Here is a 26,597-nt window from a genome sequence, read left to right on the forward strand (position 1 = left end):
GCCATGCGTTTTTCCCGTCTTAGAGTGTTGGCCGCTGCGGCCGTCCTGCTGGCCATGGCCGGGCCCGCCCTCGCGCAGCGCGTGGTCGAAGGCGACCTGCAGCAGCAGATGTCCCCGGCCGAGTTCAAGGCAGCGGGCCTGGACAAGTTGAGCCCCGCCGAACTGGCCGCCCTCAACGGCTGGCTGCAGGGCAAGGTGGCCGCGGTCAGCGCTGACGTGCGTGAGCAGGTGCGCGAACAGGTGCGCGAAGAAGCACGCGAGGAAGGCCGCCAGGAAGTGATCGTGAAGAACCGCGGCTTCTTCGACTTCGGCAGCAAGGAGCCGATCGTGAGCACGCTGCAGGGCGAATTCCGCGGCTTCGGCAAGGGCCGCCGTTACGTGCTCGCCAACAAGCAGGAATGGGAACAGACCGACGAGACCACGCTGGCCGGCGTGCGCCGCACCGATCCGGAAGTGTCCATCGCGCCGGGCATGATCGGCGCGTGGTACCTGCAGATCAAGGGCGTGAACACCCGCGCGAAGGTCCGCCGGGTCAAGTGATCGAGCACGCCCCGCGCGGTTGCCGCGCGGGGCGTTGCAGGCTCATGCCTGGCGCAGGGCGGCCACCCGCTGGGCCAGTTTCTTGGCCGAAATGCCGGTCCTGGCCCCCAGTTCCTGCGCGAACAGCGATACCCGCAGCTCTTCCAGGTCCCAGCGCAGCGCCTGCCACTGCGTGCGGTCGCGCAGGCCGCGCGCCCGCGCGTCTTCCAGGGCATCCAGGAACGGACGCAGTTCCAGCATCCGCGCCTGGTCACGCGGCGGATCCCGCTTGGCCCGTTCGCTGCGCAGGATCATCGCGCGCAGGTAGCGCGGATACTGCGCCAGTGCTTCAGCAGGCGTCTCACGCAGGAACCCGGGATGGACCAGCGCCGCCAGCTGCTGTTCCAGGTCATCCAGGTTGCCGCGCGCCCAGCCCATCAGCGGTGCTTCCAGCAGCGGCTTGAGTTCGGCCACGTGCGCCAGGATGTTTTCCGCCAGCTTCAGCCGCGCCATCGCCTCGCCGAACAGGTCGCGGCCGGCGGCATCGCGCCGCTTGGCAAAGGCCGCCGGGTCGCGGATCTCGCCCAGGCCGTCGGCCAGCACGGCATTCATCGCCGCATCCACCAGGTCACCGCGCAGGCGTTCCTGCGATTCGATCGAGGCATACAGCAGGCCGGTCTTGGGCGGCACCGGCAGCTGCTTGCGCGCCTGCTTGGCCTTGTCAGCCAGCGCGATATCCATCAGCCGGCGTACGCCACGCGGATGCTGCTCCAACGCTTCGTTGCGGTCGGCGAAAATGCGCAGTGAGGCGGACTCACCGGCATCCACCAGCGCCGGATACGCCGGCACGCCGGCTTCACCGGGTACCTGCAGCGGAATCGGCGCCGCCGGGAAATCACGCAGTCCTTCGGCTGCCAACGCACGGCCAGCGCGTGCGGCGAATGCATCGCCAGCCTGCGCGCCGAAGCGGGCGCGCAGCGCCTCGAGATCGCGCGAGGCGGCCAGCAACCTGCCCTGCGCATCGTGCAGGCGCAGGTTCATGCGCAGGTGCGGGTCAAGCGCGCTTTCATCGAAATCGATGGCCGCCACCTGCGCCCCCGTCGCGCGCGACAGGAACCGGGCCAGTTCGCCACGCAGGTCGTCGGCGCTGGGCGCGGGGAACGCCTCGGCGAAGGCACGCCCGAAGTCCGGCGCCGGCACGTAGTTGCGGCGCATGGCCTTGGGCAGGCTGCGGATCAGCGCGGAAGCCTTGTCGGCCACGAAGCCCGGCGCCAGCCACGACAGACGTGCCGGGTCCAACGCGTTGAGCAGGTGCAACGGCACATCCAGGCTGACGCCGTCCTCGTCGCTTCCGGGTTCGAAGCGGTAGTGCAGCGCCAGCCGCGCATCGCCCAGCGGCAGGTACGTCGGGTAGCGCTCGGCATCGCTGCCTTCGCCCGGCAGCAGGTCGGCCAGCGTCCACGCCAGCGCGCGCTTCTTCTCCGGGGCCAGCGCCTTCCACCAGGTATCCAGCCCGGTGGCCGAGTGGATCTCGGCCGGAATCCGGTCCAGGTACCAGCGCGCCTGCCAGCCTTCATCGGCCACGATGCCGGCGCGGCGCAGCTTGGCTTCTTCTTCGCGCGCCTGCTCCAGCACCTTGAGGTTGTCGGCGATGACGCTGGCGCGGGTGTTGATCTCGCCGGTGACCAGCGCCTGGCGCACGAAGATGTCGTGCGCCTCGCCCGGGGCGATGCGGCCGTAGTGCACCGGCTTCTTCGGTGCCAGCACCAGCCCGAACAGGCTGATCTGCTCCGAGGCCAGCACCTGGCCCTGCGCACGCGACCAGTGCGGATCGAAGTGCTTGCGCAGCAGCAGGTGCGGCAGTTCGGCGATCACCCAGTCCGGTTCGATCGCCGCATTGGTCAGGCCCCATACCTTCTGCGTATCCAGCAGGGTGGCGGCCAGCAACCATGGCGGCGGCCGCTTGGCCATCACCGAGCCGGGGAAGGGCAGGAAGCGGCGCTGGCGCGGGGCCAGGAAATCGCCCTTGTCGCTGCGGTGGCCGATCTGGGTTGGCAGACCGGCGATCAGAGCACGGTGCAAGGTCTGGTAGGCCGCGGCACGCACACGCTCGCTGAAGGCATTGCGGGCCTCTACGGCCGCTGCGGGGGCGGCAGGCGCAACCGTGGCAGCCGGCGGTTCGGTCTTGCCCTCGCGGGCCAGGCGGGCGGCACGATGCTGCTGGCCACGGGTGGCCTTGGCCCTCTCGGCATCATCGCGCACGGGCGCAGGGGCCGACGAACCGGCCAGCAACGGCGCCATCGCACTGTCCACCGGCTCTTCGCTCCAGCCCAGCTCTTCGCACAGCACCCGCAGCTGGCGGTGCAGCTCGCGCCATTCGCGCATGCGCAGGAAGCCGAGGAAATGGCGATCGCACCAGCCGCGCAGCTTGGATTGGGTCAGGTCTTCGTGGGCCTGGCGATAGCCTTCCCACAGGCGCAGCACGCCGACGAATTCAGAGCGCCCATCGGCAAACAGCGCGTGTGCGTTGTCAGCCGCGGCACGCGCTTCGGGTGGGCGTTCGCGCGGATCCTGGATGCCCAGGAACGAGGCAATGACCAGCATCGGGCGCAGGCAGCCCTGCGCCTGCGCGGCGACCAGCATGCGGGCCAGCTTCACATCCACCGGCAGGCGCGCCATCTGGCGGCCGATCGGGGTGAGCCGGCGGTCGTTGTCGATCGCGCCCAACTCGCCGAGCTGCTGCCAGCCATCGGCAATGGCGCGCTCGTCGGGGGCTTCCAGGAACGGGAAATCCTCGATCCGGCCCAGGCCCAGCTGCAGCATGCGCAGGATCACCCCGGACAGGCTGGAGCGGCGGATTTCCGGATCGGTGAACTCGGCGCGCGACTGGAAATCCGCTTCCGAGTACAGCCGGTAGCAGATGCCTGCCGAGACGCGACCGCAACGGCCCTTGCGCTGGTTGGCGCTGGCCTGCGAAACCGCCTCGATATGCAGCCGGTCCAGCTTCTGGCGCGGGCTGTAGCGCTTGACCCGGGCCAAACCCGGATCGATCACGTAGCGGATGCGCGGCACCGTGAGCGAGGTTTCGGCCACGTTGGTGGCCAGCACGATGCGGCGTTTGCTGCCCGGGTTGAACACCGCGTCCTGGTCCTTCACCGACAGCCGCGCGTACAGCGGCAGCACTTCGGTTTCGCGGTATTTACGCCGTTCCAGCGCCTGGTGCGCGTCGCGGATTTCGCGTTCACCGGGGAAGAACAGCAGGATGTCACCGCGCGGGTCGAGCCGGGTGATCTCATCCACCGCCGCCACCACCGCATCGTTGACGGTGCGCTCGCCATCGCGGCCGCCGTCCTCATCGCCACCGCCCTCGCCTTCCAGCGGGCGGTAGCGTACTTCCACCGGGAACGTACGGCCTTCCACGCTGATCACCGGCGCATCGTCGAAGTGCTGGGCGAAGCGCGAGGTATCGATCGTCGCCGAGGTGACGATCAGCTTGAGGTCCGGGCGCTTGCGCAGCAGCTGCTTGAGGTAGCCGAGCAGGAAATCGATGTTGAGGCTGCGTTCGTGCGCTTCGTCGACGATGATCGTGTCGTACTGCGACAGCCAGCGGTCGCTGCTGATTTCAGCCAGCAGGATGCCATCGGTCATGAACTTGATGCGGGTATCGTCGCCGACCCGGTCAGTGAAGCGCACCTGGTAGCCGACCGTAGTGCCCAGCTCGGAGTGCAGCTCCTGCGCCACGCGGGTGGCCACCGCACGTGCGGCAATCCGTCGCGGCTGGGTGCAGCCGATCATCCCGGCCTGGCCGCGGCCGGCGGCCAGGCACAGCTTGGGCAGCTGGGTGGTCTTGCCCGAGCCGGTTTCGCCCGCGATGACCACGACCTGGTGTTCGCGGATCAGCGCGGTGATGCGCTCGGCTTCACGCGCGATCGGCAGGCTGTCGTCCAGACTGATCGACGGCTGGTTGAGCGCCCGCGCCTGGCGCCGCTGCACCGACGCGTGCAGGGCCTGCTGGAATGCCGCCGCCGCGCCGGCATCGGCCGGTTTGGCCCGCCAGCGCGAGAGCATGCCGAGCAGACGACCGCGATCACGGCTCATGGCCCCGTCAATGGCGGCCTGCTGCGAAGCCAGGGACGAAGCATCGGGTTGTTTGATAGCGGTCATCAATCGGATCGTTTAGAACTTATGAGTACAACTGAAGGTTAGTCTGACTTATTGTGAAGGCCATCCCATCCAACACGAGGATTTCCCCCATGGCGAAGACCAAGATCCCGGCCAAACCCAAGGCCACCAAGCCCCAGGGCGCCAAACTGAAGCTCTCAGCAGCGGCGCCCTCGGCCCCGAACATTGATATCGGGATCAAGGAAGCGGATCGCAAGAAGATTGCCGAGGGCCTGTCGGCCTTCCAGGCAGACGCGTTCACGCTCTACCTGAAGACCCACAACTTCCATTGGAATGTGACGGGCTCGATGTTCAACTCGCTGCACCTGATGTTCGAGACCCAGTACACCGAACAGTGGGCGGCCCTGGACGACGTGGCCGAACGCATCCGCGCCCTGGGCTTCAACGCGCCGGGCTCCTACCGCGAGTTCGCCGCCCTGACCTCGATCGCCGAGGAACCGGGCCTGACCGACAGCGCGGACTGGCGTGAAATGGTACGCCAGTTGGTTGCCGCCAACGAGGCCGTGTGCCGGACCGCCCGCAAGGTGCTGGACGTGGCCGACGACGCCGACGATGCCCCGACCGAAGACCTGATGACCCAGCGCCTGCAGACCCACGAGAAGTACGCCTGGATGCTCCGCTCGCTCCTGCAGTAATCCCTCTGGGGCTTTGCCCCTGCGGGATTTCCAAGGTTCCGCTTCGCGAAACCTTGGACCCTGCACAAGTCGCCGGCCACAGCCCCCGCGCCTGTCGGCGCGCCCCCCTTGACTCAAGGGGGGCTCCTTGGCCGGATGGTCTCTCGCCTACGTTCAGATCCGGAATTGGATGACCCGCCTTGGGTCGCTCAGCCCTGTAAACTACGGCGATGTCTTCCCGCCCCGCGCACGAACTGCTGCACCGCATCTTTGGTTACGACGATTTCCGCGGTCCGCAGCAGGCGATCGTCGAGCATGTCGCGGCCGGTAATGACGCGCTTGTGCTGATGCCCACCGGCGGCGGCAAGTCGCTGTGCTACCAGGTGCCTTCCCTGCTGCGCGAGGGCACCGGCATCGTCATCTCACCGCTGATCGCGCTGATGCAGGATCAGGTGGAAGCCCTGCGCCAGCTGGGCGTGCGCGCCGAATACCTGAATTCGACCCTGGATGGCGAAACCGCCGCCCGGGTAGAGCGCGAGCTGGCCGCCGGCGAGCTGGAACTGCTGTACGTCGCGCCCGAGCGGCTGCTCACCGGCCGTTTCCTGTCCCTGCTGGCGCGCAGCCGCATTGCCCTGTTCGCCATCGACGAAGCCCATTGCGTCTCGCAGTGGGGCCACGATTTCCGCCCTGAATACCGCCAGCTCACCGTTCTGCACGAGCGCTGGCCGGACGTGCCGCGCATCGCGCTGACCGCTACCGCCGACCCGCCCACCCAGCGCGAGATCGCCGAGCGGCTGGACCTGGCCAATGCCCAGCACTTCGTCAGCTCCTTCGACCGGCCCAACATCCGCTACACCGTGGTGCAGAAGGACAACGCCAAGCGCCAGCTGCTGGATTTCCTGCGCGGCCACCGTGATGAGGCGGGCATCGTCTACTGCATGTCGCGACGCAAGGTCGAGGAAACCGCCGAGTTCCTGTGCAAGGAGGGCATGAACGCCCTGCCCTACCACGCCGGCCTGCCGGCCGAGGTGCGCGCGGCCAACCAGCGCCGCTTCCTGCGCGAAGACGGCATCGTGATGTGCGCCACCATCGCCTTCGGCATGGGCATCGACAAGCCCGACGTGCGCTTCGTGGCGCATACCGACCTGCCCAAGTCGATGGAAGGCTATTACCAGGAAACCGGCCGTGCCGGCCGCGACAGCGAACCGGCCGAAGCCTGGCTCTGCTACGGCCTGGGCGACGTGGTGCTGCTCAAGCAGATGATCGAGCAGTCCGAGGCGGGCGAAGAGCGCAAGGCGCTGGAACGCTCCAAGCTCGACCACCTGCTGGGCTACTGCGAATCCATGCAGTGCCGCCGCCAGGTGCTGCTGGCCGGGTTCGGCGAAACCTATCCGCAGCCGTGCGGCAACTGCGACAACTGCCTGCAGCCACCCGATGCCTGGGATGCCAGCGTGGCCGCGCAGAAGGCGCTGAGCTGCGTGTACCGCAGTGGCCAGCGGTTCGGCGTGGGCCACCTGATCGACATCCTGCGCGGCGGCGAGAACGACAAGATCCGCCAGTTCGGCCATACCGAACTGAGCACCTACGGCATCGGCAAGGATCTTGATGCCCGCACCTGGCGCAGCGTGTTCCGCCAGCTGGTGGCCGCCGGCCTGCTGGAAGTGGACAGCGACGCCTACGGCGGCCTGCGCCTGACCGACGGCAGCCGCCAGGTGCTCAAGGGCGAGCGCAAGGTGATGATGCGCCGCGAAAGCCCCAGGACCCGCGAACGCGAGCGCGGCGGCCAGCGCACCGGCCTGTCTGTGCTGCCGCAGGACCTGGCCCTGTTCAACGCCCTGCGCGGCCTGCGTGCCGAGCTGGCGCGCGAGCAGAACGTGCCGGCCTTCGTGATCTTCCACGACAGCACCCTGCGCAACATCGCCGAACAGCGCCCCACCAGCATCGATGCGCTGGGCCGCGTGGGCGGCATCGGTGGCACCAAGCTGTCCCGCTACGGCGAGCGGCTGGTCGAGATCGTCCGCGAAGAAGGCTGATGCGCGCGCGCCCAGCCAGACCCACGTCCAACGTTGAACCTGCCGTTCAGGCACAGGTGCGTGGTGCGCGCTTTGGCGCTAAGGTGGCGCCCATGTCCGCCGGTGGCCTGCTCCTGCGAGTGGTATTGATGCTCAGCCTGTTGCTCAACGGGCTGAACGCGGCCATGGCCGGCCCCATGATGCTTGCGATGGCCACGCCCGCCGCTGCCGAAGACGCACCCGCGCCGCCCTGCCATGGCCAGGAGCATGCCGCCATGCACGGTGCCCCGGCCGAACCGCCGGCCCAGGCACCGGACGACGGCGAGCACTGCAGGATCAAGGACTGCCTGCGCAACTGCGCCCAGCAGCCCAGCCTGACCGTGCAGATCGCCTGGATCCCGGTACCGCCACCGCCGTCGCCGGTGCTGCTGCAGGTTGTCCCCCCGTCCCTGCCCAGCCCGCCGCTGGACCGCATCACCCGCCCTCCCATCGCCTGAGCGCGCGTTCGCCACGAACGCCTGCGTAACGCGATGCCGTGCTGACGCACGCGCGTCCTGCCGGCACCTGCGCGTGCCCCTCGGATCCGATTCGGAGTTGCAATGTCACACCCCTCTTCCCCCGGCGCGGAAACCCCGCCCGTACCGTCGCGACGCCTGTTCGTGCAGGGCCTGGCCGCCGGCGGCGTGGTTGCCGGCCTGGCAGGCGCCGTGCCCGCGCGCGCCCTGGCCAACGCCGCCCCCCGCGTGGCCACCGCCCCGCAGGTGCTCAGCGGCCAGCAGTTCCAGCTGAGCATCGGCGAATCACTGGCCAACTTCACCGGCCGCACCCGCCCGGCGATCACCGTCAACGGCAGCCTGCCCGCGCCGATCCTGCGCTGGCGCGAAGGCGACACCGTCAACGTGCGCGTGGCCAACGCCCTGCAGGGCCACCCCACCTCGATCCACTGGCACGGCATCCTGCTGCCGGCCAACATGGACGGCGTGCCCGGCCTGAGCTTCAACGGCATCGCCCCGGGCGAGGCCTACCAGTACCGGTTCACCCTCAAGCAGTCCGGCACCTACTGGTACCACAGCCATTCCATGTTCCAGGAACAGGCCGGCCTGTACGGCGCGCTGATCATCGACCCGCTGCAGCCGGCCCCTTACCGGTTCGACCGCGAGCACGTGATCCTGCTGTCGGACTGGACCGACATGGACCCCGGCGCGCTGTTCCGGCGCATGAAGAAGCTCGCCGAGCACGACAACTACTACAAGCGCACGCTGCCCGATTTCCTGCGCGACGTGCGCCGCGATGGCTGGAGCGCGGCCACGGCCGACCGCGGCATGTGGGGAAGGATGCGGATGACCCCCACCGACATCTCCGACATCAATGCCGACACCTACACCTACCTGCTCAACGGCACCGCCCCGGCCGGCAACTGGACCGGGCTGTTCCGCAGCGGCGAAAAGGTGCTGCTGCGCTTCATCAACGGCGGTTCGATGACCTACTTCGACGTGCGCATTCCCGGCCTGAAGATGACCGTGGTCGCCGCCGACGGGCAGTACATCCACCCGGTGAGCATCGATGAATTCCGCATCGCGCCGGCGGAAACGTTCGATGTGATCGTCGAGCCCACTGGCCAGGATGCGTTCACCATCTTCTGCCAGGACATGGGCCGTACCGGCTACGCCGCCGGCACCCTGGCCGTGCGCCACGGGCTGCAGGCACCGATTCCCGCGCGCGACCCGCGCCCGCTGCTGACGATGGGCGACATGGGGCATGACATGGGCGGCATGGGCCACGACATGAAGGGCATGGAAGGCGGCTGCGGCGCCAACATGGGCCACGCCGGCCATGGCAGCGCTGGCAAGGCACCGCGCCACGCACCGAGCGAGAACGGCAACCCGCTGGTCGACATGCAGAGCGCGGCCACCGGACCCAAGCTCGACGACCCGGGCATCGGCCTGCGCGACAACGGCCGCCAGGTCCTCACCTATGGCGCGATGCGCAGTCTGTTCGAGGATCCCGATGGGCGCGAGCCGTCGCGCGAGGTCGAACTTCACCTCACCGGCCACATGGAAAAATTCAGCTGGTCGTTCGATGGCATTCCGTTTGCCAGCGCCGAACCGCTGCGCCTGAACTACGGCGAGCGCATGCGCATCGTGCTGGTCAACGACACCATGATGCAGCACCCCATCCACCTGCACGGGGTGTGGAGCGACCTGGAAAACGCAGACGGCGAATTCCAGGTACGCAAGCACACCATCGACATGCCGCCCGGCACCCGCCGCAGCTACCGCGTGCGCGCCGACGCGCTGGGCCGCTGGGCGTACCACTGCCACCTGCTGTACCACATGGAAGCTGGGATGATGCGCGAAGTGAGGATCGAAGAATGAAGATGCTCACCGTTGCCCTTCTAAGCGCCATCGCCGGGCCGGCGTGGGCGCAGTCGCATGCGCACGCACACACCGATGCAGCACCCGCGGCTGCACCGGCCGCGGTCGACCATTCGAAGATGGACCACTCGAAAATGGACCATTCAACGATGGATCATTCAACGATGGACCACTCGACCATGGATCACGGCAGCGCCAACCACGCGCAGATGGATCACTCGACGATGGATCACGCCGCCATGGGCCATGGCACCGCGCCGGTTGCTCCGCGCGAACCCATTCCCGAAGTCACCGACGCCGACCGAGCGGCCGCCTTCCCGCCCATCAACCATGATGCGATGGAGCACGCACCGAATGTGCACAGCCTGCTGCTGATCAACCGGCTGGAACACTGGGATGGCCAGCACGGCACCGGCCAGGCCTGGGAAGCCAGCGGCTGGGTCGGCGGCAACATCAACCGCCTGTGGGTACGCAGCGAAGGCGAACGCAGCGGCGGGCGCACGGAGTCGTCCGATCTCGAAGTGCTGTACGGGCGCAGCGTGTCACCGTGGTGGGACGTGCTGGTGGGCGTGAAGCAGGACTTCCGCCCGGCGGACTCGCGCACCTGGGCCGCGTTCGGCATCCAGGGCCTGGCCCCGTACAAGTTCGAAACCTCGGCGACGGCGTACGTCGGCGAAGGCGGACAACTGGCTGCCACGATGGAGGTCGAGTACGAGCTGCTGCTCACCAACCGCCTGATCCTGCAGCCACTGGTGGAGGCCACGCTCGCCGCCAGGGACGAACCCGAGCACGGCATGGGTGCGGGCCTGAACAAGGTCGAGGCCGGGTTGCGCCTGCGCTACGAGTTCAGCCGCCGCTTCGCCCCGTACATCGGTGTCAGCCACGAGCGCCTGTTCGGTGACACGGCCGATTACCACCAGGCAGCGGGCGAGCACACCCGTGACACCCGCTGGGTGGCCGGGGTGCGGGTCTGGTTCTGATGGCACTGCAGATCCGCCGTGCAACGCCTGCCGATGCAGAGCTGCTCTCTGCATTGGCCATGGCCACCTACACAGAGACCTTCGGCGACTCGTATCCGCCGCAGGACCTGCGCGACTTCCTCGACGCGCACTACTCACCCGCACCCCAGCGTCGTGAGCTGGAAAATCCGCTCAGCGCCGCATGGCTGCTGTTCGATGGCGAGCAGGCCATCGGCTACCTTGCAGCCGGGCCGAACAGCCTGGCCCATGCCTTGGCGACGGAAGGCGATATCGAACTGAAGCGGCTGTACGTGCACGCCAGCCACCAAGGTGGCGGCCACGGCGCACGGCTGATGGACGCGTTGCTGGACTGGCTGGACCAGCCCCGGCGCCGCACGCTGTGGGTGGGCGTGTGGTCGGAGAACTTCGGCGCGCAGCGCTTCTACGCGCGCTACGGCTGTGTGCAGGTAGGCACCTATGAATTCCCGGTGGGCGAAAGCCGCGACCTGGAATTCATCCTGCGCCGGCCCTGAGCAGGACCGGCGCGCGGACCGCGTGGGCGATCAGAAATCGAACAGGTCGGACAGGAAGTTTTCTTTCTTCTTCCTGCGGTAGCCCTGGCCATCGCCATAGTGCTGCTGGCCAAGGTGGCGCGTGTCGCGGTGCTGCACCTGCGGGTGGACCTGCTGCGGCGGCGGAGGCGGCGCGGCGGCACGCACCGGGGCGGGCGCGGCCGCACCGGCCGAGCGCTCGATGATCTTGTCCAGCTCACCACGGTCCAGCCACACGCCCCGGCATTGCGGGCAGTAATCGATTTCGATGCCCTGGCGCTCGGACATCACCAGCGCCTGGGTCGTACATACGGGGCATTGCATCGATTTGGCTCCATTCGGGGTCAGATCCCGACTGTACCGTGGCCTACCTGACCCGCGCACAACAGAACAACGCTCGGCTGACGGTTTTTGCACGATGCCCTCACCTTCTGCTGCCCATACTGCCGCGCCTTTCCACCCAAACCCTGCAGGGGAACCCGCGTCATGCTGTTGTCCAAGCGCCATGTTGCACCGCGCGTGCTGTTGATCGAAGACACCGAAGACACCCGTGAACTGAGCCGCATGGCGCTGGAAAGCCAGGCCTGCGACGTGGCCGCCGTCAGCTCGGCCGAAGCCGCCTTGGGCCTGCTGCAGGCCGGCGAGCGCTTCGACCTCGTATTCACCGACGTCTGCCTCGGCGGGCTGAGCGGCATTGAAGCTGCCCACCGCATCCGCCACCACCAGCCCAGCCTGCCGGTACTGGTCACCTCCGGCCTGCAGCCGGACCGGGTCACCCCGCAACTGGCGCCGGGCATTCATTTCCTGCCCAAGCCTTATTCGATGACCGAGCTGCTGGATGCGATCCGCGCCTGCTTCGGCGACCAGGATGTGGATCGGGCGGCCTGAGCCCGGAAGCCGACAGGGCGCGCTGGCCGCGCCCTGCTTTCATCAGGATTTCATCAAGCCCTGCGCATCGTTCGGCAAGTGAACCTCCCTTGCCGGAATCCTGATCATGCAGACCCGATTGCTGCTTGGCACGCCCCTGCTACTCCTGGCCACGCTGACCGACGTGCGCGCGGATGACTTTGTCACCTGCGAAAGCCGCGACAACCGCTACCAGTCCTGTGCATTGCCCTACGCCGGCTATGTCACGCTGGACCGCAAGCTGTCCGGTGCCGACTGCCGCCAAGGACGCAGCTGGGATTATGACCGACGCAATGTGTGGGTCGACGACGGCTGCCGCGCCTCGTTCCGGGTGCGCGGCGATGATCGCCACCATGACCGCGACGACGACAACCATGATGCGAAGGTGGCGGCCGGCGTGCTGGTCGGTGCGGCAATCCTGGGCGCGCTGGTGCACAACGCCAACAAGCAGGACGAGCGCTACGACGATGGCAACTACCAGGGCGCGCGTCATACCTCGTACGTGCCGCAGTGGATGGTGGGCGAGTTCGAGGGCTACAACCCGATGTACAACACCGACATCCGCATGCGCATCGAAGCCGATGGCCGAATGTCGGCCCAGGCCAGCGGACAGAACCTGTCGGGCTGGGTCAATGGCGGCCAGCTCAACGTGGGCAGCAGCGTGTTCGACATCAACCAGAGCCGCGATGGCTTTGTCACCACCGAAGTGGGCGATCGTCAGAACGAAGTCCGCTACCGCCGCGTACGCTGAGGTGAGTCGGTGCCGGCCTGTGCCGGCACCCACTTCACTTTACTTGCCTGCCACCTTGCAACTCAGACGCGTGCCGTAGAACTCCAGTGTGGCCTCACCCTGGTGCTCCCAGAACTCCACGCCCTCGCGGGTGTAGCGGCTGCCACTGGCTGACGGTGCGGCAAACGCGATGGCCTGGTCGCGACCCAACCGAATGACCGCAACCTGCGGGTCAAGCTCGTTGTAGAACACCACCGAAAGCGGCTTGCTGGCGTCATCGCATTGATACTGCGTCGCGGCCGGTCCCGGCCCAGTGGCCGCGGCCAGGCGGAGCTCGACGATGCGGGTCTGGTACGACTCGAGCAGGCAGCGGTTGGCGTCCACCGCCTGCCAGCAGGCATCGCGGCCCTTGATCCAGCCGCGCTGTTCAGCGGCCACGTCAAGCTCACCCGGACCGGCCTGCGCTGCCTTGTACAGCGCGGCCAGCTCCCGATCCAATGCGGACAACCGTGCGTCACCGCATACGGTCTTCTCCGCATCCGAGCCGGCCTTGGCGCAATCGAACGACGGGCCCTCGGAACCCGCCGCCGGCAGCGCGGCTGGCGCGGGTGCCGGCTTCGGCGATTCGGACGCAGCTTCGCTCGTGGCGGGTGCGGGGGGAGCTGCGGCCGTATCGGTCGGCGTGGGTTTGCAGGCGGCCAGCGCCAGCGCGCCCAGGCCGATCAGGACAAAACGGTTCATGGCACCTCCACAGCGCCTGCTACTCAATTTACCTAGTCTGCGCCATGCCGCGCTCAGGCGGCGTGTAAGCGCGCTATTCAACGGTGCAATCATCGACGCGGGCGGTATCGGGCAGGACTTCGATACTGCCCACCGCCAGCTGCTCCAGGATCGTTTCCGGCCCGCGCCAGCTGCGCCATTGCAGGCCGACACTGGCGGCGCGCGCGTCGTGGATGCGATCCACCACCGGCAGTGACCATCCGCGACGGTCGTACTCGGCCAACCATTGCGGGCACCGCTGGGCCAGAACGTCACGCGGGTGCGTCACCAGCGCCTCGCAATCCTCCCGCTGGAACGGCGTCCAGCCACTGACCAGGTAACGCTGGAACGCCGGGCCGTGATTGGTCAGCGCAGCCACATGCGCATCCGCCACGTCGCGGACATCGATGCCGCGATGCAACCGGTACAGCATCATGCGTTCCGGCGGCTCCGGAAAGCAGCGCGACATCCGGATCACGCGCACATCCAGGTCCGGTCCAGCAACCTCTTCCAGCCACTGTTCGGCGGCCAGCTTGGAGCGGTGGTAAACGGTGCGCGGCTGGGGCGTGGTCTGCTCATCCACCCAGGTGCAGCGCCCCGGCACGATGGCGTGCCCATACAGCGCGGTGGTGCTGGTGAACACCAGCCGCCGCACGCCCGCCTCGCGCGCCAGCATCGCCAGCGTGCGGGTGCCTTCCACGTTGATGCGCTGGAATTCGCTGTCGCTGAAAAGGCCCACATGCGGCGCGTGCAGCGCAGCGGCATGGATGACCGCATCCACGCCCTGCAGCACCTTGGCCAGCATCCGGGTATCGGTGAAATCGGCCACGTGACGCGTGGTCGCAAAGGGGCTCCGGTCAATGCCCACCACCTCGTGGCGGGCGGCCAGGGCGCCAAAGATGGCGCGACCTACCCGGCCTGAACTTCCTGTCAGGAGAATCTTCACTGGAGAGCACATGTCAGCGCCCGGGAGCTACCGGGATGCAACCAGTGTAGTAGAGCCACGCCCTGCGTGGCTGGATTCATGCCGCAACCAGCCCAACCGCCCTCGGCGGCAGACCTCATCATCACACCTACCCCAGCGTCAGAACCGGAAGCGACATTCGAATCAAGAGCGGCGTCGCGCAACAACTAAACTGGATAACTCCCAGATGCGTCCACTGACGTTCGATAACGTGCTCGCCGTCGCTTTTCGAGCGCGTGGCCACGTCGGAAGCGTCAGGGTCTGTTTCCAGCGTCCGAATCGACCGCAGAAAATCGCGTCCTAGCGATGTGCTGACGCGATACCAGGGAACATGCTTTTGAACTGCTTCCGATCAGAACCGGCCCGCCCCGCCGCCTGCGTCTCATTACCGGCTCAGGCACGCACGTGAAGTCAATGAGCCAAACTGTCAACCTTGCGGGCGAGCGCTTCGAATCGCTGCAGGCGTTGCGTGCCATCGCCGCGGTGGCAGTACTCATCTTTCATCTTCGCTTCGTGGAACTCCGCTACCTGGAAGGTCATGCGCTGCTCGACTGGCTGGGCCGAAACGCCGACGCGGGCGTCGATCTCTTCTTCGTGCTCTCCGGATTCGTGATGGCCAGCATCTCCCGGGGCAAAGGGTCCGGCCCAGGCGCGGCGCGCGACTTCCTGACGCAGCGGGCGTGGCGCGTAGTCCCCCTGTACTGGATGTTCACCACCCTGGTGGTGTTGCTGATGTCGGTCGCCCCCGCCATGGTGAACAGCTCCTACGCCGACCAGAGCATCGCTGCTTCGTATCTCTTGATTCCACACCAACAGCTGCCGGTGCTGGCGGTGGGGTGGACGCTTGTCCATGAAGCCTACTTCTACTTGGTCTTCTCGCTTGCGCTGGCGCTCGCCTATGGAACCCGGCAACGACTCAGCCTCTTCACCATGGCATGGGGAAGTCTCGTCGGATTCGGCTATTGGAAGGGATTTGATGAAGGAGCGCCAACGGCATCGGTCGTCTTCAGCCCTCTGACGTTTGAGTTCCTGGCAGGTGTTCTGACGGGGCTGCACTGGCGCCGCATTCCGCCTCGATTCGGATCTCTATTGTTCATTACCGGTCTCGGCGTGTTGTTGTTGGCGGCTGCGCTGTTGCCCCCATCGGATTCCGAGTTCAACGCCCCATTGCGGCGCGTGATCCATCTAGGCCTGGGAAGTGCATTGCTGATCGCTGGATCGGCATTGCTCGAGACGTCTGGCCACCGCCCGAACCGACTGCTCATCGAGTTGGGAGATGCCTCCTATTCCCTGTACCTGTCCCACATCTTCGTTATATCCGCCATCGGTCGAATGTGGGGCCACTTCCTACCTTCGGCGCATTGGCTCAATCATGGTTTTTTCCTGCTCTTCACCGTCTTCGTTGCGTGCCTCTCCGGCAACCTGATCCACAAACGAATTGAGCGACCACTTCTCGATCTTCGCTATCGATGGAAGGCTGCTGGAACATTCCGCTGATGCCTGGACCGCATCGCTTCCGGAGAATGTTCGATGACCTTGCGCAAGATGTCGCGACCAGCATTATTTCGCTTCTGGTGCTTCACCCCAAACAGTGTTGAAGCTCACTTCCGCACCGTGCGCCCGCTTCCGTTTTTGTACATCGGCGACATATTTGATGACGTCCGAGACGAATCTGCGAACTCGGTCATTCCGAGCACGAAATCGACTACCTACGATTCTGGCGCGGGAACGGATCCCGCAAACAAACAGGATGATTCATGACAAGGTCCATTTTGGCGCTCGCAACTCTGCTCGCCGGTGTCGGCATCACATCTACGACCGCATCGGCCAGTCAAGGAGAGGATCTCCAGGCTCCCAACAACCAGGGTTTACACGTGCCCGCTGCGGGAATTAGGGCAAGCACCCTTTCCCTGCCTGACGGGGCAAGCCTGAGGGAGATCACCAGGCTTTACAACGGCCGGGCGGAGCGACATGCGACGCTTCACTTTTTCCCGGACAACTGGGACCAGTTTGGCTGGCGAGCCGAAGGCTCTCTGGGTTTCATTTCAGGCACGCCCTTCTCCAACTCAAAACCCCTCTACGCCTGCGCGCTCTGGGGGCACACCGAGGCGTACTTCACGTCACCGGACCCGAACTGCGAAGGGCAGTTCCTCACCACCTTCGGCATGATCGGGTACATCAGCGATGTCCCGCTTCCTGATACGAAGCCCATCTATCGATGCAAGTACGTATTTGACAGGAAGCTGCGCCACTTCGACACGTTCTATCCGAATTGTGAAAATGTCCCGACCGGTTCCTTGGACTTTCTCATTGGCTACGTGTTCCTGTAGAGACGGAATCGCGAAACCACAGCCGGCTGAGTATCCATCTCAAGCCGGTTGATGGAGGGCGGAACTGGTGTCCCATGTCCCGCCTCTAGTCCTCGCCAACCTGCACTGTTGCGAGCTGGGCCATCCCAACACGAAGCTCGGAGAGAGCCATGAAACAGCAAGCTGAGTTGAACCCAGCCGCCGCCGCACGATCGCGGGAGATCGACACCGGACCCGAAACAGAGGCTATCACCACACTATCTGACGCTGAGATGGACCGTCGCAGGTCAGCGCTTCAGGACATCTATCAAAGTGCGAAGAGTGTCGAACCCGCATCGTTGCTATCCGAACTCACCTCCAGGGCTGAGTACGCTTCCACGCTGCCTCCCTACGAGGAGGTCGTTGGCCTGCATCACGCACGGGAGCTCCTCGCCACTGCCCTGATCGCCCGCCTGCAATCCACCGCGCCAGCGAGCGAGCGGGAAGCCCTCGTTCGCGACCTCGTCGCTGCTGTCACGCATCAGCGCGCACTGGTGCACTCCGCCACTACCGTATTCGGCTGCGACCTCAGGGTTGCGGGGCATCGCGTGGATGCTGCCTTGGCCGCCCTTGCTGCGTGCCCACCGCGTCAAGCAGGAGAGGGCCAGAAAAGGGCGCAATGACGATTCGCCAGATCGCATCCCCGGGTCCCCTGCAGGCCTGCCACGCCGGGCACAACGCCCGGCTCATGGAGGACGGCAGGCGCCTGGAGGCTGGCGGCGGGCACTTCGTCGAGTGCCGCTGCTGCCACACCCGTCGGCACGCCAGCTCGGAACGTGCTGTCCTGGAATGGGCGCGGCTGTATGCCCGACGCCCGGCCACCGAGCAGGGCACAGCCCGCAATGTGGTTCAACTCGGCCTGTCCCTCGGCGATTGGGCACATATGCAGCCCAGGAGTTGCAAGCCGTGACCGACCGTATCGTGCGTTTCTCCGCCCTGCAGCGTATCTGCTCGCCCGAGGGCCCTCCGCCGCGCGCCGCCACCGTGCGGCGGTGGGCCGACCGCGAGGGCATCCGCTACAAGTACGACCGCCATGGCGGCATCTGGACAACGGTCGACGCCGTGAACGCTGCGCTGGGACTGATTGATCGACCCCACGACAACACCAGGGAAGAGGACCTCATTTGATGGCACGTGGCAGGAAAAGGAAGTTCAATCCCGCCATCCCGGGGCACATCGACCAGGACTCGTTGCCAAAGGGTGTGTACTGGGCCGATCAGCGCTGGTTTGTCTATGACGATCACCCCGAGGGCGGCCGCAGGGTGAAGCGCACCATCGCCCACGCAGCCGCGCGGCTATCGGATCTGCACGCGATGGTCGAAGAGCGGTCATCGGGCGTGGCACGCGGCACCCTGCGCTTCCTGTTCGACCGTTACCACGCGTCCAGCGCCTTCAAGGAGCTGGCCACCGGCACGCGCAAGAACTACCTCAGCTACGCCGAGGTGCTGGCCAACTACGTGCGCAAAGACGGCACGTTGCTCGGCGCGATGCAGTTCAGCCGCATCACCACGCCTGTGGGGCAGCGCCTGGTGGAAACGTTCGCGGCGGGTCGACCCGCCAACCGCACCCAGCCAGCGCTGCCGGCAACCCCCACCAAGGCGAACCACCTGCACCGCTATCTGCGGCTCACCCTGTCCTGGGGCGTGCGCATGGGCTATTGCAGCAACAATCCGGCGAAGGGGGTGCGTCAGGCCAAGGAGCAGCGCCGGTTCCGCATGCCCACGCCGGAGGCCTACCGCGCGGTACTGGCGTTTGCGCGCGAGCGTGCTGCTCTGCCCACCAATGCGCTGGGTCGCGTGTCGGACTACCTGGCGCCGGTGATGGTCCTCGCCTACAGCGTGCGCCTGCGCGGTATCGAGGTGTGCACGCTGACCGATGCTCATCGCCAGGAAGAAGGAATCCACAGCAATCGGCGTAAAGGCTCGCGCGACAACATCACCGAGTGGGACGACGAAATGCTGCAGGCCTGGAATGACCTGGTCGAACGCCGGCACCGCATCTGGAACCGCAAGGGCCGCGTGCGGCCGGTGCCGTTGCGGGCCATCGATCGCTACCTCTTGGTGGAGCGCGGCGGCAACCCGATCCGCAAGTCCGCCCTGGACACAGCGTGGCAGCGTCTCATCACCGAAGCGATCAGTGCCGGCGTCATCGACGAGAGCGAGCGGTTCTCGCTCCATGGCCTCAAGCACCGGGGTATCACCGACAGCGAAAACAAGGCTGCCGGCGGCCACCGGACCGAAGCCATGCGGCAGCGGTACGACCACGAAGTCCCGCTTGTGAAGCCACCACGAAAGGTGCGCTGACACGCTCGAGCACCAACTGGAAACCGGCGCTTGATGAGCGCCCGGTTTCTTCAAGAGATGAGCCTTGGGCTACCGCGCACAGCCAGCTACGACAAGCGCGACAACATCCACCTAGTTTGCTTTTAGCGTCGTGAAGCCGACCGTGATCGAGATGATCTCAGCGCGTTGTTGAATTTTTCCGGGCGGCAATTTGCATTGAAACGACCCGCGGCGAAGCGCTCCGTACCATTGCGGCCAACGCAACTCGTGGAGGCTGGTGCGCAACACCGCACCCGTGAAGTATGGATAGTCATGACCTTGGTTCCATCCTGAATCCAAAGATCCTTGCCGATGCAAGTCGTATCGCCGCGCGCTTCAGATCCGCGCCGCCGTTTCCAAACCTGGTGATCGACGACTTCTTTCAACGCGACTTCGTGAATCGGTTGTACGTCGAGTTCCCCTCCTTCGAACAAGGGAACCGGATGGGCGACAACGGCCAGCTCGGTGGCAAATCCACCATGGAAAAGATCCGCGGCTTGGGCCCGGCGTTCCGCGCACTGGATGCGGCGATCCAGACCCCGCAGTTCCTCAAGCTGCTATCGCGCATCACCGGCATCGAAGGCCTTCTGTACGACCCGTGGTATCTGGGCGGCGGCACCCACGAGAACCACAGCGGGATGAGCCTCGACCCTCACGTAGATTTCAACTACCACCCGAGCGAGCGCTGGCATCGGCGCCTGAACCTGCTCGTCTACCTCAATCCCACATGGGAACCGCACTGGGGCGGGTGCTTTGAACTGTTCCGGGATCCCCATGCCTCCGCACGCCCGGACCTGTCCATCGCGCCCACGTTCAATCGTGGCGTCCTGTTTGAGACCTCCGAGCGCTCCTGGCATGGCTTCAACGCCATCCAGCTGCCCACCGAACATGCCGGCAAGACGCGCCGCTCCATTGCGCTCTACTTCTACACCAGGGAGAGGCCGCAGGCCGAGATCGTCGACCGCCACACGACCCTGTACGTGAAGCGCCAGCTGCCCGAACGCATCGTCGAAGGGCACACGCTTGCCGGCGCGGACGTGGCCGAGATTCGCGATCTGATCTGGCAACGAGATGCGCACATCATGTCGCTCTACGCCGAGAACACATCGCTGCGGAAGGCCCAGGACGCCGGTTTGGGGGGCAACCTACTGTACCTGGCCAAGCGCGCCTTCGTGCGCTTAAGGCGCTGAGCCAGACGGCAGGTTGAAGGCGTGAAACACCCCAATATTTCCGCCAATTTTTCCACGACCACAAAAAAGGCGCCCATAGGGCGCCTAAGTCGTTGATGCAATTGGTGGGCCGTGATGGATTCGAACCATCGACCAAAAGATTAAAAGTCTTCTGCTCTACCGACTGAGCTAACGGCCCATTGCATGCCCCGACTTCGCGCCGGGGGTGCGCATTCTAACCCATCTTGCGGCGCAGGCGTAGCCCGGCGATCAGGCGTAGCGGGTCGGGTCGGCCACGCCGGCGTCGGCGAAGCCCTGCGCGCGCAGGCGGCAGGCGTCACAGTGGCCGCAGGCCGCGCCGCTGTCGTCGGCGTTGTAGCAGGACACGGTCAGGCCAAAATCCACGCCCAGGCGCACGCCTTCACGCACGATGTCGGCCTTGCTCAGGAACTGCAGCGGCGCGTGCACCTGGATACCCGCCCCTTCCACGCCCGCCTTGGTAGCCAGGTTGGCCAGGGTCTGGAAGGCGCTGATGAACTCGGGGCGGCAGTCCGGGTAGCCGGAATAGTCCACGGCGTTGACGCCGCAGAAGATGTCGTTGGCGCCCAGCACTTCGGCCCAGCCCAGCGCGACCGAGAGCATGATGGTGTTGCGTGCCGGCACGTAGGTGACCGGAATGCCCTCGCCGCCCGCTTCGGGCACGTCGATGTCGTCGGTCAGCGCCGAGCCGCCGATGCTGCGCAGATCCACGTTGACGGTCTTGTGCGCGACCACGCCCAGCGCCTTGGCCACGGCCGCGGCGGCGTCCAGTTCGGAGGTGTGGCGCTGGCCGTAGCGCACGCTCAGCGCATGCACGGCGAAGCCCTGCTCGCGGGCCATGGCGACGACGGCGGCGGAATCCATGCCGCCGGACAGGAGGACAACTGCGTTCTTCATGAGGGTGTTTCCGGTGGGTTGCGGGAAAGCCAGCACGCTGTCCCGCGCCGGTACATCAAGGGGCAACGAACGGGCTCAGCGGCCCGGTTCGTCGTCCCACAGAATCTTGTGCAGCTGCATCTGGAAGCGGACCGGCAGGCGATCTTCCACGATCCAGTCGGCCAGCTCGCGCGGGCTGACCTGGCCCTTGCTGGGCGAGAACAGCACCATCGAGCGCTCGTTCAAGCGGTGCTCGCGGACCATGCCCCGCGCCCAGTCGTAGTCCTCGCGGCTGCACAGCACGAACTTGATCTGGTCGCGGCGGGTCAGCAGCGGCAGGTTTTCCAGGCGGTTGCGTGCCATTTCGCCCGAACCGGGGGTCTTGAGGTCGACCACGCGCGACACCCGCGGGTCCACGCCGCTCACATCCAGCGCGCCGGAGGTTTCCAGCGAGACGTCCAGGCCGGCCTCGCAGAGCTTTTCCAGCAGCACCAGGCAGCGCTTCTGCGCCAGCGGCTCGCCACCGGTCACGCACACGTGGTGGACGCCCTGGGCCAGCACTTCGCGCACGATCTCGTCGATATCCCACCATGTGCCGCCGTGGAAGGCGTAGGCGGTATCGCAGTAGGTGCAGCGCAGCGGGCAGCCGGTCAGGCGCACGAACACGGTCGGCCAGCCGGCGGTATCGGCTTCGCCCTGCAGGGAGGTGAAGATCTCGGTGATCTTCAGCCGTGGCAGGGGCGACTGCACGATCTCGCTGGGGAGCGCGGCGGCGGCGGACAGGGGGGTGGTCATCGTGGGCGTCTGGTGTGCGGTTACGGAAACGAGAGCAGCCAGGCAGGGCCTGGCTCTACGGTGCCCGAAACAGTCGGGCCAACCTTTGATTATACCGGCCTTGGCCGGTCGGGGCCTCAGCGGATCTGCTGGCCGAGGCGGATGGCCTGCAGACGGTCCTGCGCGGTGCGCGCGGCGTCCGAACCGGGGTAGGTGTTGACGACCTGCTCCAGGGTGGCCTGGGCTTCATCGATCCTGCCTTCGCCGTACTGGGAAAGGCCGATCTTCAACAGGCCACCAGAGGCCTTGTCGTGGGTCGGGTAACGCGCGATGAGGTCGCGGAACTGCGCCTCGGCGAGCGGGAAATTGCGGGTGGCGTAGTAGCTTTCACCCAGCCAGTACAGCGCGTTGGGGGTGTAGACGCCATTGGGATAGAGCTCCAGGAAGCTCAGGAACAGCTGGGCCGAGTCGTCGTACTTGCCGGCCTTGAGCGAATCAAAGGCCACGTTGTACGCGGTGCGCTCGTCGCCACTGGCGGCAAGGCTGCCCGGGTCGCCGTGCACGGAAGGCGGCCGCTCGGTGGCGGCCACTGCCGGTGCGGCGGGCTTGGGGGCAACGGCCGGGGCGTTCGCGGCCGGAGCGGCCGGAAGGATCGGGGCCGAGCCACCTTCAATACGGTTCAGACGCCCGTCCAGGTCCAGGTACTGGTCCTGCGAGGTCTGCTTGAGCTGGGCGTTTTCGTTCTGGAGCTGCTCAACCGTGCTCTGCAGCTGCTGGATCTGCTGCCGAAGCTGGTTGACCTGGTTCAACAGGTCCTGGTTGGAGCTGTTGTTGTAGGCCTGCTGCTCGAGCGCGCCAACGCGGTCGGCCAGGCTCTGCCGCTGGGCCTGCGCCGGTGCGGCAGCCACAAGGGCTGCCGCAACGACCAGCATCAGGGTTTTGATGCCGATGCGCATGGATTACTGCGCGGTGTAGACGATTTCGACGCGACGGTTCTGCGACCAGCAACCTTCGTTCGACTCGGTGCAGGTCGGACGCTCTTCACCGTAGGACACGACGGTGATCTGGCTGGCCGAACCACCGTTGGCCTGCAGCGCCGAGGACACGGCGTTGGCACGACGCTCACCCAGGGCCTGGTTGTAGGCGCGCGAACCGCGCTCGTCGGTGTGACCCTGCAGGGTCATGCGGGCCGACGGACGGTCACGCAGGTACTTGGCGTGGCAAGCCATCTGGGCCTGGAATTCCGGCTTGATTGCATCCTGGTCCAGATCGAAGAACACAACGCGCTGGCGCAGGCAGGCGTCGGTGTCCAGGTCGCCCGGGCCGTACAGGCCGGAGGTCGACGGGCCGGTCGGCTGCGAGGTGCTGCCGGTGTCGACCGGAGCAGCAGGCTGTTCCTTGACCTTCTTGGAGCAACCGGCCAGAGCGGCCACGGACAGCAGGGAGACAAGCAAAACGCGGGTGGTCTTGTTCATGTAGTTACCTTTGAGGCTCCTAAAGCCGGATGTAGGGATGAATACGTGCGGATCTTAACACTCTGTTAGCGCTTTGTACGGTATGGCGACCAAGAAGGTTCGCGGACATCACCGTCGGCCAGTACCAGCCGCTGGCGCACGCGCGCATCAGCCGACACGGCATACAACACTCCACGACCACCCTCGCGGGCGGCATACAGCACCATGCTTGCGTTGGGCGCAAACGTGGGGGACTCGTCAAGCGAACCCGGCGACAGCGTGCTCCAGCGCGGCGAGCCCAGGCTGCTGTCCATCATCGCGATCTTGTAGGTATTGCCGCTGCCCTGCGCCACGACCAGCTTCTTGCCGTCGTAGGACATGCTCGGGGTCGCGTTGTAGTTGCCCTGGAAGGTCACGCGCGAGGCGCTGCCACCGCTGGAGGAGACCTGGTAGATCTGCGGGCGGCCGCCACGGTCGGAGGTGAAGTAGACGCTGGAACCGTCTGCGCTCCAGGTCGGCTCGGTGTCGATGGCGAAGTGGTTGGTGAGCTGGGTGAGCTGCTTGCTGCCCAGGTCCATCACGTAGATTTCCGGGTTGCCGCTGCGCGACAGCGACAGGGCCAGGCGACGACCGTCCGGGGAGAACGACGGGGCGCTGTTGATGCCGCGGAAGCTGGTGACCAGCTCACGTGCGCCGGTGGCGATGTTCTGGATGTAGATCGCCGAATTGCCACGCTCGAAGCTGACGTAGGCCAGGCGGTTGCCGTCCGGGCTCCACGAGGGCGACAGCAGCGGCTCGGCCGAACGCACGATGGTCTGCGGGTTGAAGCCGTCCGAATCGGCCACCATCAGCGCGTAGCGCATGGCATCGCCCTTGCCGCTGGCGGTGACATAGGCGATGCGGGTCCAGAAGGCGCCGCGCACACCGGTGATCTTTTCGTAGATGGCGTCGGCCATCTGGTGGGCGACGTCGCGCATGGCATTGCCACGGGCGGTCATCGCCAGGCCCAGCAGGCGCTCGCCCTTGGGCACGTCATACAGCTCGTATTCGACGCGGTAGGCGCCGGCACCGGCGTCCATGACCCGGCCGACCACGATGTAGTTCTGCTTCAGCGCGCGCCAGGTGGCGAACTGGATCTCGCCGCCACGGGTGGGCTTTTCGACGATCTGCGCTTCGGGCAGGGTGCGGAACTGGCCGGAACGCTCCAGGTCAGCGCGGACCACCTGCGCCACGTCGGTCTGCGGGGCGGCGGCCGAGCCCTGGTAGGGCATGGGCACCACGGTGATGGGCAGCGCGGAGGCGTTGCCGCCGATGATGTCGATGTCCAGGCCCCTCTGCTGCGCAGCGGCGGCAAGTGGCAGGAACAACAAAGCCGCGAACACGGCAAACCAGCGAGGCATCTTCTTCATGGGCGCTCTATAGGGGGAAAACCAGAACGAGGGATAACAGCAGTGCGGTGAACGGTTTCGCAATCATGAACCAACCGGGTGTGAAATCCGAGTGGTCATGCCACGAAAAATCACGTGTCATTAACGAAACCGGGCACGGCCTGCCCGCCCGGGATCAGTTGTCCTGGGCGGTAAAGGTGAAGTTGAGCTGGCGCGAGAACACCTCTTCGAAGCCGCGGTACGGCAGCGGCTGGGCGTTGAGCACGGCCGCTTCGATCGAACGGCGGCCGGCTTCGTCGAACGGGCAATCCGGGCTGACCTTGGCCGAGTTCACGTTGCCGCCGGGCAGCTGCACGATCACGATCTTGCAGCGCTGGCCGAACGGCACGTTGTCCGGGCGGGTCCATGCCGCCAGCACCTTCTGCTGGATCGCTGCCGCGTATTTGGCACGCAGGTCGTCGCTGGTACCGCCGCCGCCGGCGGCCGGCTGGGCGGCGCCGCTGGAACCGGCGGTGGACTGCCCTGCGGCGGCACGCGCGGCAGCCAGCTGGTGCAGCTTCTGCTCGGCAAGCTTCGCTTCCTTCTCGGCGGCCTCTCGGCGGCTGCGGATCTCGGCGATCTTCTTCTGGCGCTCGGCTTCTGCCTTGACGTCGTTGGCCTTCTGCTCCTGCTCGGCCAGCTTCTTCTTCTGCGCGGCCTCTTCCTGCTGCTTGGCCAAGCGCAGTTTCTGCTCGGCCTCTTCCACGCGCTTGCGCTCGGTGAGGTCGATCTGCTCCTGGCGGCGCTTGGCTTCCTGCTCCTGCTTGGCCTTCTCGGCCGAGATCGACATCGCGTTGACCGCGGTCTGGTCGACCGTGTCGGGCTGGGCGATGCGTTCCTGGGCGTTCTGCTGTTGCGGGGTGGGCGCGTCCTGCGGGCGCGGCTCGGGCAGCGGCTGCGGCGGCGGCACGGTGTCTTCTTCCACCGGAATCGGCTCGGCCACCGGCTCGGGCAGGTCAGGCAGTTTTTCCGAGGCGCGCAGCGCCTGGCGTGCCGCAGCGGCTTCCGAGGCCGACAGCTGCAGGCTGGCTTCAATGGCCGGATCGCCGGCGGCCGCTTCGGTGCTGCGCTGGGGTGACCACAGCCAGGCGGCGATGAACACCAGCGCGAGCAGCACGTGGACCAGGATCGCCAGGGCGATCGGCAGGCCCCACTCGCCTTCCGGCTGGCGCTGCGATGGCAGGGCTTCAGCGTGCATCGGTCGCCAGGCCCACCTTTTCCACGTTGGCGCGCTTGATCACGTCCATCGCCGCGACCACCTTTTCATAGGCCACGGCCTTGTCGGCGGCCACGATCACGCGCAGGTTCTTGTCCTGTGCGGCGAGCGCGCCGAGCTGGGCCTGCAGCTGGCCGGCGTCCATCGGCGCCGGCTCCTTGGCTTCCGGCAGCTTCAGGCTGAGCTGGCCGTCCAGGCGCACCGAGACGATCACCGGGTCCTGCTTGCTCTCCAGCGCCTTGGCCTGCGAACTGGGCAGGTCCACTTCAAAGCTCAGGGTGAGCAGCGGCGCGGTGACCATGAAGATGATCAACAGCACCAGCATGACGTCGATGTACGGCACGACGTTGATTTCGGATTTGAGCTTGCGGCGCTTGCGGCGGCCGATGGCAGCGGTCATGG

At 66.3% G+C, this 26,597-nt stretch carries 27 protein-coding genes and 1 tRNA gene; 16 read left to right on the forward strand and 12 right to left on the reverse strand.

Features of this window, described 5'->3' with window-relative positions:
* The first annotated feature begins 3 nt into the window (after positions 1-3).
* Positions 4-540, forward strand: coding sequence for a hypothetical protein (locus AC06E7_RS02140; RefSeq protein WP_093533767.1), 537 nt, complete (start codon positions 4-6; stop codon positions 538-540).
* Positions 541-582: 42 nt separating this feature from the next.
* On the opposite strand, the gene hrpA is transcribed toward AC06E7_RS02140, so the two are convergent.
* On the reverse strand, positions 583-4,683 hold the full coding sequence (hrpA, locus tag AC06E7_RS02145; RefSeq protein WP_478062759.1) for an ATP-dependent RNA helicase HrpA: 4,101 nt from the start codon (positions 4,681-4,683) through the stop codon (positions 583-585).
* Between the two features lie 89 nt (positions 4,684-4,772).
* On the opposite strand from hrpA, the gene AC06E7_RS02150 reads away from it, so the two are divergent.
* From AC06E7_RS02150 to AC06E7_RS02175, 6 genes are all read left to right on the forward strand, one after another.
* Positions 4,773-5,336 (forward strand): Dps family protein, encoded by a 564-nt coding sequence (locus tag AC06E7_RS02150; protein ID WP_478062761.1) that lies wholly within the window; start codon positions 4,773-4,775, stop codon positions 5,334-5,336.
* 209 nt (positions 5,337-5,545) lie between these two features.
* Positions 5,546-7,348: a DNA helicase RecQ gene (recQ, locus tag AC06E7_RS02155; RefSeq protein WP_478062763.1), complete on the forward strand. Its 1,803-nt coding sequence runs from the start codon at positions 5,546-5,548 to the stop codon at positions 7,346-7,348.
* 92 nt (positions 7,349-7,440) lie between these two features.
* Complete coding sequence (locus AC06E7_RS02160) at positions 7,441-7,824, forward strand: CopL family metal-binding regulatory protein (protein WP_478062765.1); 384 nt, start codon at positions 7,441-7,443, stop codon at positions 7,822-7,824.
* Between the two features lie 102 nt (positions 7,825-7,926).
* Positions 7,927-9,702 (forward strand): copper resistance system multicopper oxidase, encoded by a 1,776-nt coding sequence (locus tag AC06E7_RS02165; RefSeq protein ID WP_478062766.1) that lies wholly within the window; start codon positions 7,927-7,929, stop codon positions 9,700-9,702.
* Positions 9,699-10,682 carry a copper resistance protein B gene (locus AC06E7_RS02170; RefSeq protein ID WP_478062767.1) on the forward strand — a complete coding sequence of 328 codons (984 nt, stop codon included), beginning with the start codon at positions 9,699-9,701 and terminating at the stop codon, positions 10,680-10,682. The genes AC06E7_RS02165 and AC06E7_RS02170 overlap by 4 nt, the downstream gene beginning before the upstream one ends.
* Positions 10,682-11,194 carry a GNAT family N-acetyltransferase gene (locus AC06E7_RS02175; RefSeq protein WP_217538409.1) on the forward strand — a complete coding sequence of 171 codons (513 nt, stop codon included), beginning with the start codon at positions 10,682-10,684 and terminating at the stop codon, positions 11,192-11,194. Before AC06E7_RS02170 ends, AC06E7_RS02175 begins: the two co-directional genes overlap by 1 nt.
* A 30-nt stretch (positions 11,195-11,224) precedes the next feature.
* Here AC06E7_RS02175 and AC06E7_RS02180 read toward each other — a convergent pair whose 3' ends face one another.
* On the reverse strand, positions 11,225-11,536 hold the full coding sequence (locus AC06E7_RS02180) for a TFIIB-type zinc ribbon-containing protein (protein WP_478062769.1): 312 nt from the start codon (positions 11,534-11,536) through the stop codon (positions 11,225-11,227).
* A gap of 162 nt (positions 11,537-11,698) precedes the next feature.
* On the opposite strand from AC06E7_RS02180, the gene AC06E7_RS02185 reads away from it, so the two are divergent.
* A complete protein-coding gene (locus AC06E7_RS02185) occupies positions 11,699-12,100 on the forward strand; it encodes a response regulator (protein WP_478062770.1) in 402 nt (133 codons plus the stop codon).
* 106 nt (positions 12,101-12,206) lie between these two features.
* Complete coding sequence (locus AC06E7_RS02190; protein WP_184126755.1) at positions 12,207-12,869, forward strand: DUF3011 domain-containing protein; 663 nt, start codon at positions 12,207-12,209, stop codon at positions 12,867-12,869.
* Between the two features lie 39 nt (positions 12,870-12,908).
* Here AC06E7_RS02190 and AC06E7_RS02195 read toward each other — a convergent pair whose 3' ends face one another.
* On the reverse strand, positions 12,909-13,589 hold the full coding sequence (locus AC06E7_RS02195) for an MliC family protein (protein ID WP_478062772.1): 681 nt from the start codon (positions 13,587-13,589) through the stop codon (positions 12,909-12,911).
* A 73-nt stretch (positions 13,590-13,662) separates the two neighbouring features.
* Complete coding sequence (locus AC06E7_RS02200; RefSeq protein ID WP_478062773.1) at positions 13,663-14,553, reverse strand: NAD-dependent epimerase/dehydratase family protein; 891 nt, start codon at positions 14,551-14,553, stop codon at positions 13,663-13,665.
* 432 nt (positions 14,554-14,985) lie between these two features.
* On the opposite strand from AC06E7_RS02200, the gene AC06E7_RS02205 reads away from it, so the two are divergent.
* From AC06E7_RS02205 to AC06E7_RS02235, 7 genes are all read left to right on the forward strand, one after another.
* On the forward strand, positions 14,986-16,068 hold the full coding sequence (locus tag AC06E7_RS02205) for an acyltransferase family protein (RefSeq protein ID WP_478062775.1): 1,083 nt from the start codon (positions 14,986-14,988) through the stop codon (positions 16,066-16,068).
* 33 nt (positions 16,069-16,101) lie between these two features.
* A complete protein-coding gene (locus tag AC06E7_RS02210; RefSeq protein ID WP_478062776.1) occupies positions 16,102-16,332 on the forward strand; it encodes a hypothetical protein in 231 nt (76 codons plus the stop codon).
* Entirely contained in the window at positions 16,329-16,901 is a 573-nt protein-coding gene (locus AC06E7_RS02215) for a hypothetical protein (protein WP_478062778.1), read from the forward strand. Before AC06E7_RS02210 ends, AC06E7_RS02215 begins: the two co-directional genes overlap by 4 nt.
* Before the next feature lie 149 nt (positions 16,902-17,050).
* Positions 17,051-17,542 carry a hypothetical protein gene (locus AC06E7_RS02220; RefSeq protein WP_478062780.1) on the forward strand — a complete coding sequence of 164 codons (492 nt, stop codon included), beginning with the start codon at positions 17,051-17,053 and terminating at the stop codon, positions 17,540-17,542.
* A 283-nt stretch (positions 17,543-17,825) separates the two neighbouring features.
* Positions 17,826-18,047, forward strand: coding sequence for a hypothetical protein (locus AC06E7_RS02225; protein WP_478062782.1), 222 nt, complete (start codon positions 17,826-17,828; stop codon positions 18,045-18,047).
* On the forward strand, positions 18,047-19,222 hold the full coding sequence (locus AC06E7_RS02230; protein ID WP_478062784.1) for a site-specific integrase: 1,176 nt from the start codon (positions 18,047-18,049) through the stop codon (positions 19,220-19,222). The genes AC06E7_RS02225 and AC06E7_RS02230 overlap by 1 nt, the downstream gene beginning before the upstream one ends.
* 281 nt (positions 19,223-19,503) lie before the next feature.
* Positions 19,504-20,430 carry a 2OG-Fe(II) oxygenase gene (locus AC06E7_RS02235; protein WP_478062785.1) on the forward strand — a complete coding sequence of 309 codons (927 nt, stop codon included), beginning with the start codon at positions 19,504-19,506 and terminating at the stop codon, positions 20,428-20,430.
* 102 nt (positions 20,431-20,532) lie between these two features.
* On the opposite strand, the gene AC06E7_RS02240 is transcribed toward AC06E7_RS02235, so the two are convergent.
* From AC06E7_RS02240 to tolR, 8 genes are all read right to left on the reverse strand, one after another.
* Positions 20,533-20,608 (reverse strand) — tRNA-Lys (locus AC06E7_RS02240).
* 71 nt (positions 20,609-20,679) lie between these two features.
* Positions 20,680-21,345, reverse strand: coding sequence for a 7-cyano-7-deazaguanine synthase QueC (gene queC / locus AC06E7_RS02245; protein ID WP_068853746.1), 666 nt, complete (start codon positions 21,343-21,345; stop codon positions 20,680-20,682).
* A gap of 75 nt (positions 21,346-21,420) precedes the next feature.
* Positions 21,421-22,119: a 7-carboxy-7-deazaguanine synthase QueE gene (queE, locus tag AC06E7_RS02250; protein ID WP_210130895.1), complete on the reverse strand. Its 699-nt coding sequence runs from the start codon at positions 22,117-22,119 to the stop codon at positions 21,421-21,423.
* A 116-nt stretch (positions 22,120-22,235) separates the two neighbouring features.
* Entirely contained in the window at positions 22,236-23,054 is an 819-nt protein-coding gene (gene ybgF / locus AC06E7_RS02255) for a tol-pal system protein YbgF (RefSeq protein WP_068853748.1), read from the reverse strand.
* Positions 23,055-23,057: 3 nt separating this feature from the next.
* The gene (gene pal, locus AC06E7_RS02260) at positions 23,058-23,573 is read right to left on the reverse strand and encodes a peptidoglycan-associated lipoprotein Pal (protein ID WP_068853749.1); all 516 of its coding nucleotides are present in this window, start codon (positions 23,571-23,573) and stop codon (positions 23,058-23,060) included.
* 65 nt (positions 23,574-23,638) lie between these two features.
* Positions 23,639-24,961 carry a Tol-Pal system beta propeller repeat protein TolB gene (gene tolB / locus AC06E7_RS02265; RefSeq protein ID WP_068853750.1) on the reverse strand — a complete coding sequence of 441 codons (1,323 nt, stop codon included), beginning with the start codon at positions 24,959-24,961 and terminating at the stop codon, positions 23,639-23,641.
* A 154-nt stretch (positions 24,962-25,115) separates the two neighbouring features.
* Positions 25,116-26,177, reverse strand: a complete 1,062-nt coding sequence (gene tolA / locus AC06E7_RS02270; RefSeq protein WP_478062788.1) for a cell envelope integrity protein TolA — start codon at positions 26,175-26,177, stop codon at positions 25,116-25,118.
* Entirely contained in the window at positions 26,167-26,595 is a 429-nt protein-coding gene (gene tolR, locus AC06E7_RS02275) for a protein TolR (protein ID WP_068853752.1), read from the reverse strand. The genes tolA and tolR overlap by 11 nt, the downstream gene beginning before the upstream one ends.
* Positions 26,596-26,597: the final 2 nt, after the last annotated feature.

Source organism: Stenotrophomonas sp. Steno-Z4 (genome assembly GCF_056393145.1).

Coding starts and splice junctions, on each gene's coding strand:
- AC06E7_RS02140 (WP_093533767.1), top strand. CDS start 4: ATGCGTTTTTCCCGTCTTAGAGTGTTGGCCGCTGCGGCCGTCCTGCTG.
- hrpA (WP_478062759.1), bottom strand. CDS start 4,683: ATGACCGCTATCAAACAACCCGATGCTTCGTCCCTGGCTTCGCAGCAG.
- AC06E7_RS02150 (WP_478062761.1), top strand. CDS start 4,773: ATGGCGAAGACCAAGATCCCGGCCAAACCCAAGGCCACCAAGCCCCAG.
- recQ (WP_478062763.1), top strand. CDS start 5,546: ATGTCTTCCCGCCCCGCGCACGAACTGCTGCACCGCATCTTTGGTTAC.
- AC06E7_RS02160 (WP_478062765.1), top strand. CDS start 7,441: ATGTCCGCCGGTGGCCTGCTCCTGCGAGTGGTATTGATGCTCAGCCTG.
- AC06E7_RS02165 (WP_478062766.1), top strand. CDS start 7,927: ATGTCACACCCCTCTTCCCCCGGCGCGGAAACCCCGCCCGTACCGTCG.
- AC06E7_RS02170 (WP_478062767.1), top strand. CDS start 9,699: ATGAAGATGCTCACCGTTGCCCTTCTAAGCGCCATCGCCGGGCCGGCG.
- AC06E7_RS02175 (WP_217538409.1), top strand. CDS start 10,682: ATGGCACTGCAGATCCGCCGTGCAACGCCTGCCGATGCAGAGCTGCTC.
- AC06E7_RS02180 (WP_478062769.1), bottom strand. CDS start 11,536: ATGCAATGCCCCGTATGTACGACCCAGGCGCTGGTGATGTCCGAGCGC.
- AC06E7_RS02185 (WP_478062770.1), top strand. CDS start 11,699: ATGCTGTTGTCCAAGCGCCATGTTGCACCGCGCGTGCTGTTGATCGAA.
- AC06E7_RS02190 (WP_184126755.1), top strand. CDS start 12,207: ATGCAGACCCGATTGCTGCTTGGCACGCCCCTGCTACTCCTGGCCACG.
- AC06E7_RS02195 (WP_478062772.1), bottom strand. CDS start 13,589: ATGAACCGTTTTGTCCTGATCGGCCTGGGCGCGCTGGCGCTGGCCGCC.
- AC06E7_RS02205 (WP_478062775.1), top strand. CDS start 14,986: ATGAGCCAAACTGTCAACCTTGCGGGCGAGCGCTTCGAATCGCTGCAG.
- AC06E7_RS02210 (WP_478062776.1), top strand. CDS start 16,102: ATGACCTTGCGCAAGATGTCGCGACCAGCATTATTTCGCTTCTGGTGC.
- AC06E7_RS02215 (WP_478062778.1), top strand. CDS start 16,329: ATGACAAGGTCCATTTTGGCGCTCGCAACTCTGCTCGCCGGTGTCGGC.
- AC06E7_RS02220 (WP_478062780.1), top strand. CDS start 17,051: ATGAAACAGCAAGCTGAGTTGAACCCAGCCGCCGCCGCACGATCGCGG.
- AC06E7_RS02230 (WP_478062784.1), top strand. CDS start 18,047: ATGGCACGTGGCAGGAAAAGGAAGTTCAATCCCGCCATCCCGGGGCAC.
- AC06E7_RS02235 (WP_478062785.1), top strand. CDS start 19,504: ATGGATAGTCATGACCTTGGTTCCATCCTGAATCCAAAGATCCTTGCC.
- queC (WP_068853746.1), bottom strand. CDS start 21,345: ATGAAGAACGCAGTTGTCCTCCTGTCCGGCGGCATGGATTCCGCCGCC.
- queE (WP_210130895.1), bottom strand. CDS start 22,119: ATGACCACCCCCCTGTCCGCCGCCGCCGCGCTCCCCAGCGAGATCGTG.
- ybgF (WP_068853748.1), bottom strand. CDS start 23,054: ATGCGCATCGGCATCAAAACCCTGATGCTGGTCGTTGCGGCAGCCCTT.
- pal (WP_068853749.1), bottom strand. CDS start 23,573: ATGAACAAGACCACCCGCGTTTTGCTTGTCTCCCTGCTGTCCGTGGCC.
- tolB (WP_068853750.1), bottom strand. CDS start 24,961: ATGAAGAAGATGCCTCGCTGGTTTGCCGTGTTCGCGGCTTTGTTGTTC.
- tolA (WP_478062788.1), bottom strand. CDS start 26,177: ATGCACGCTGAAGCCCTGCCATCGCAGCGCCAGCCGGAAGGCGAGTGG.
- tolR (WP_068853752.1), bottom strand. CDS start 26,595: ATGACCGCTGCCATCGGCCGCCGCAAGCGCCGCAAGCTCAAATCCGAA.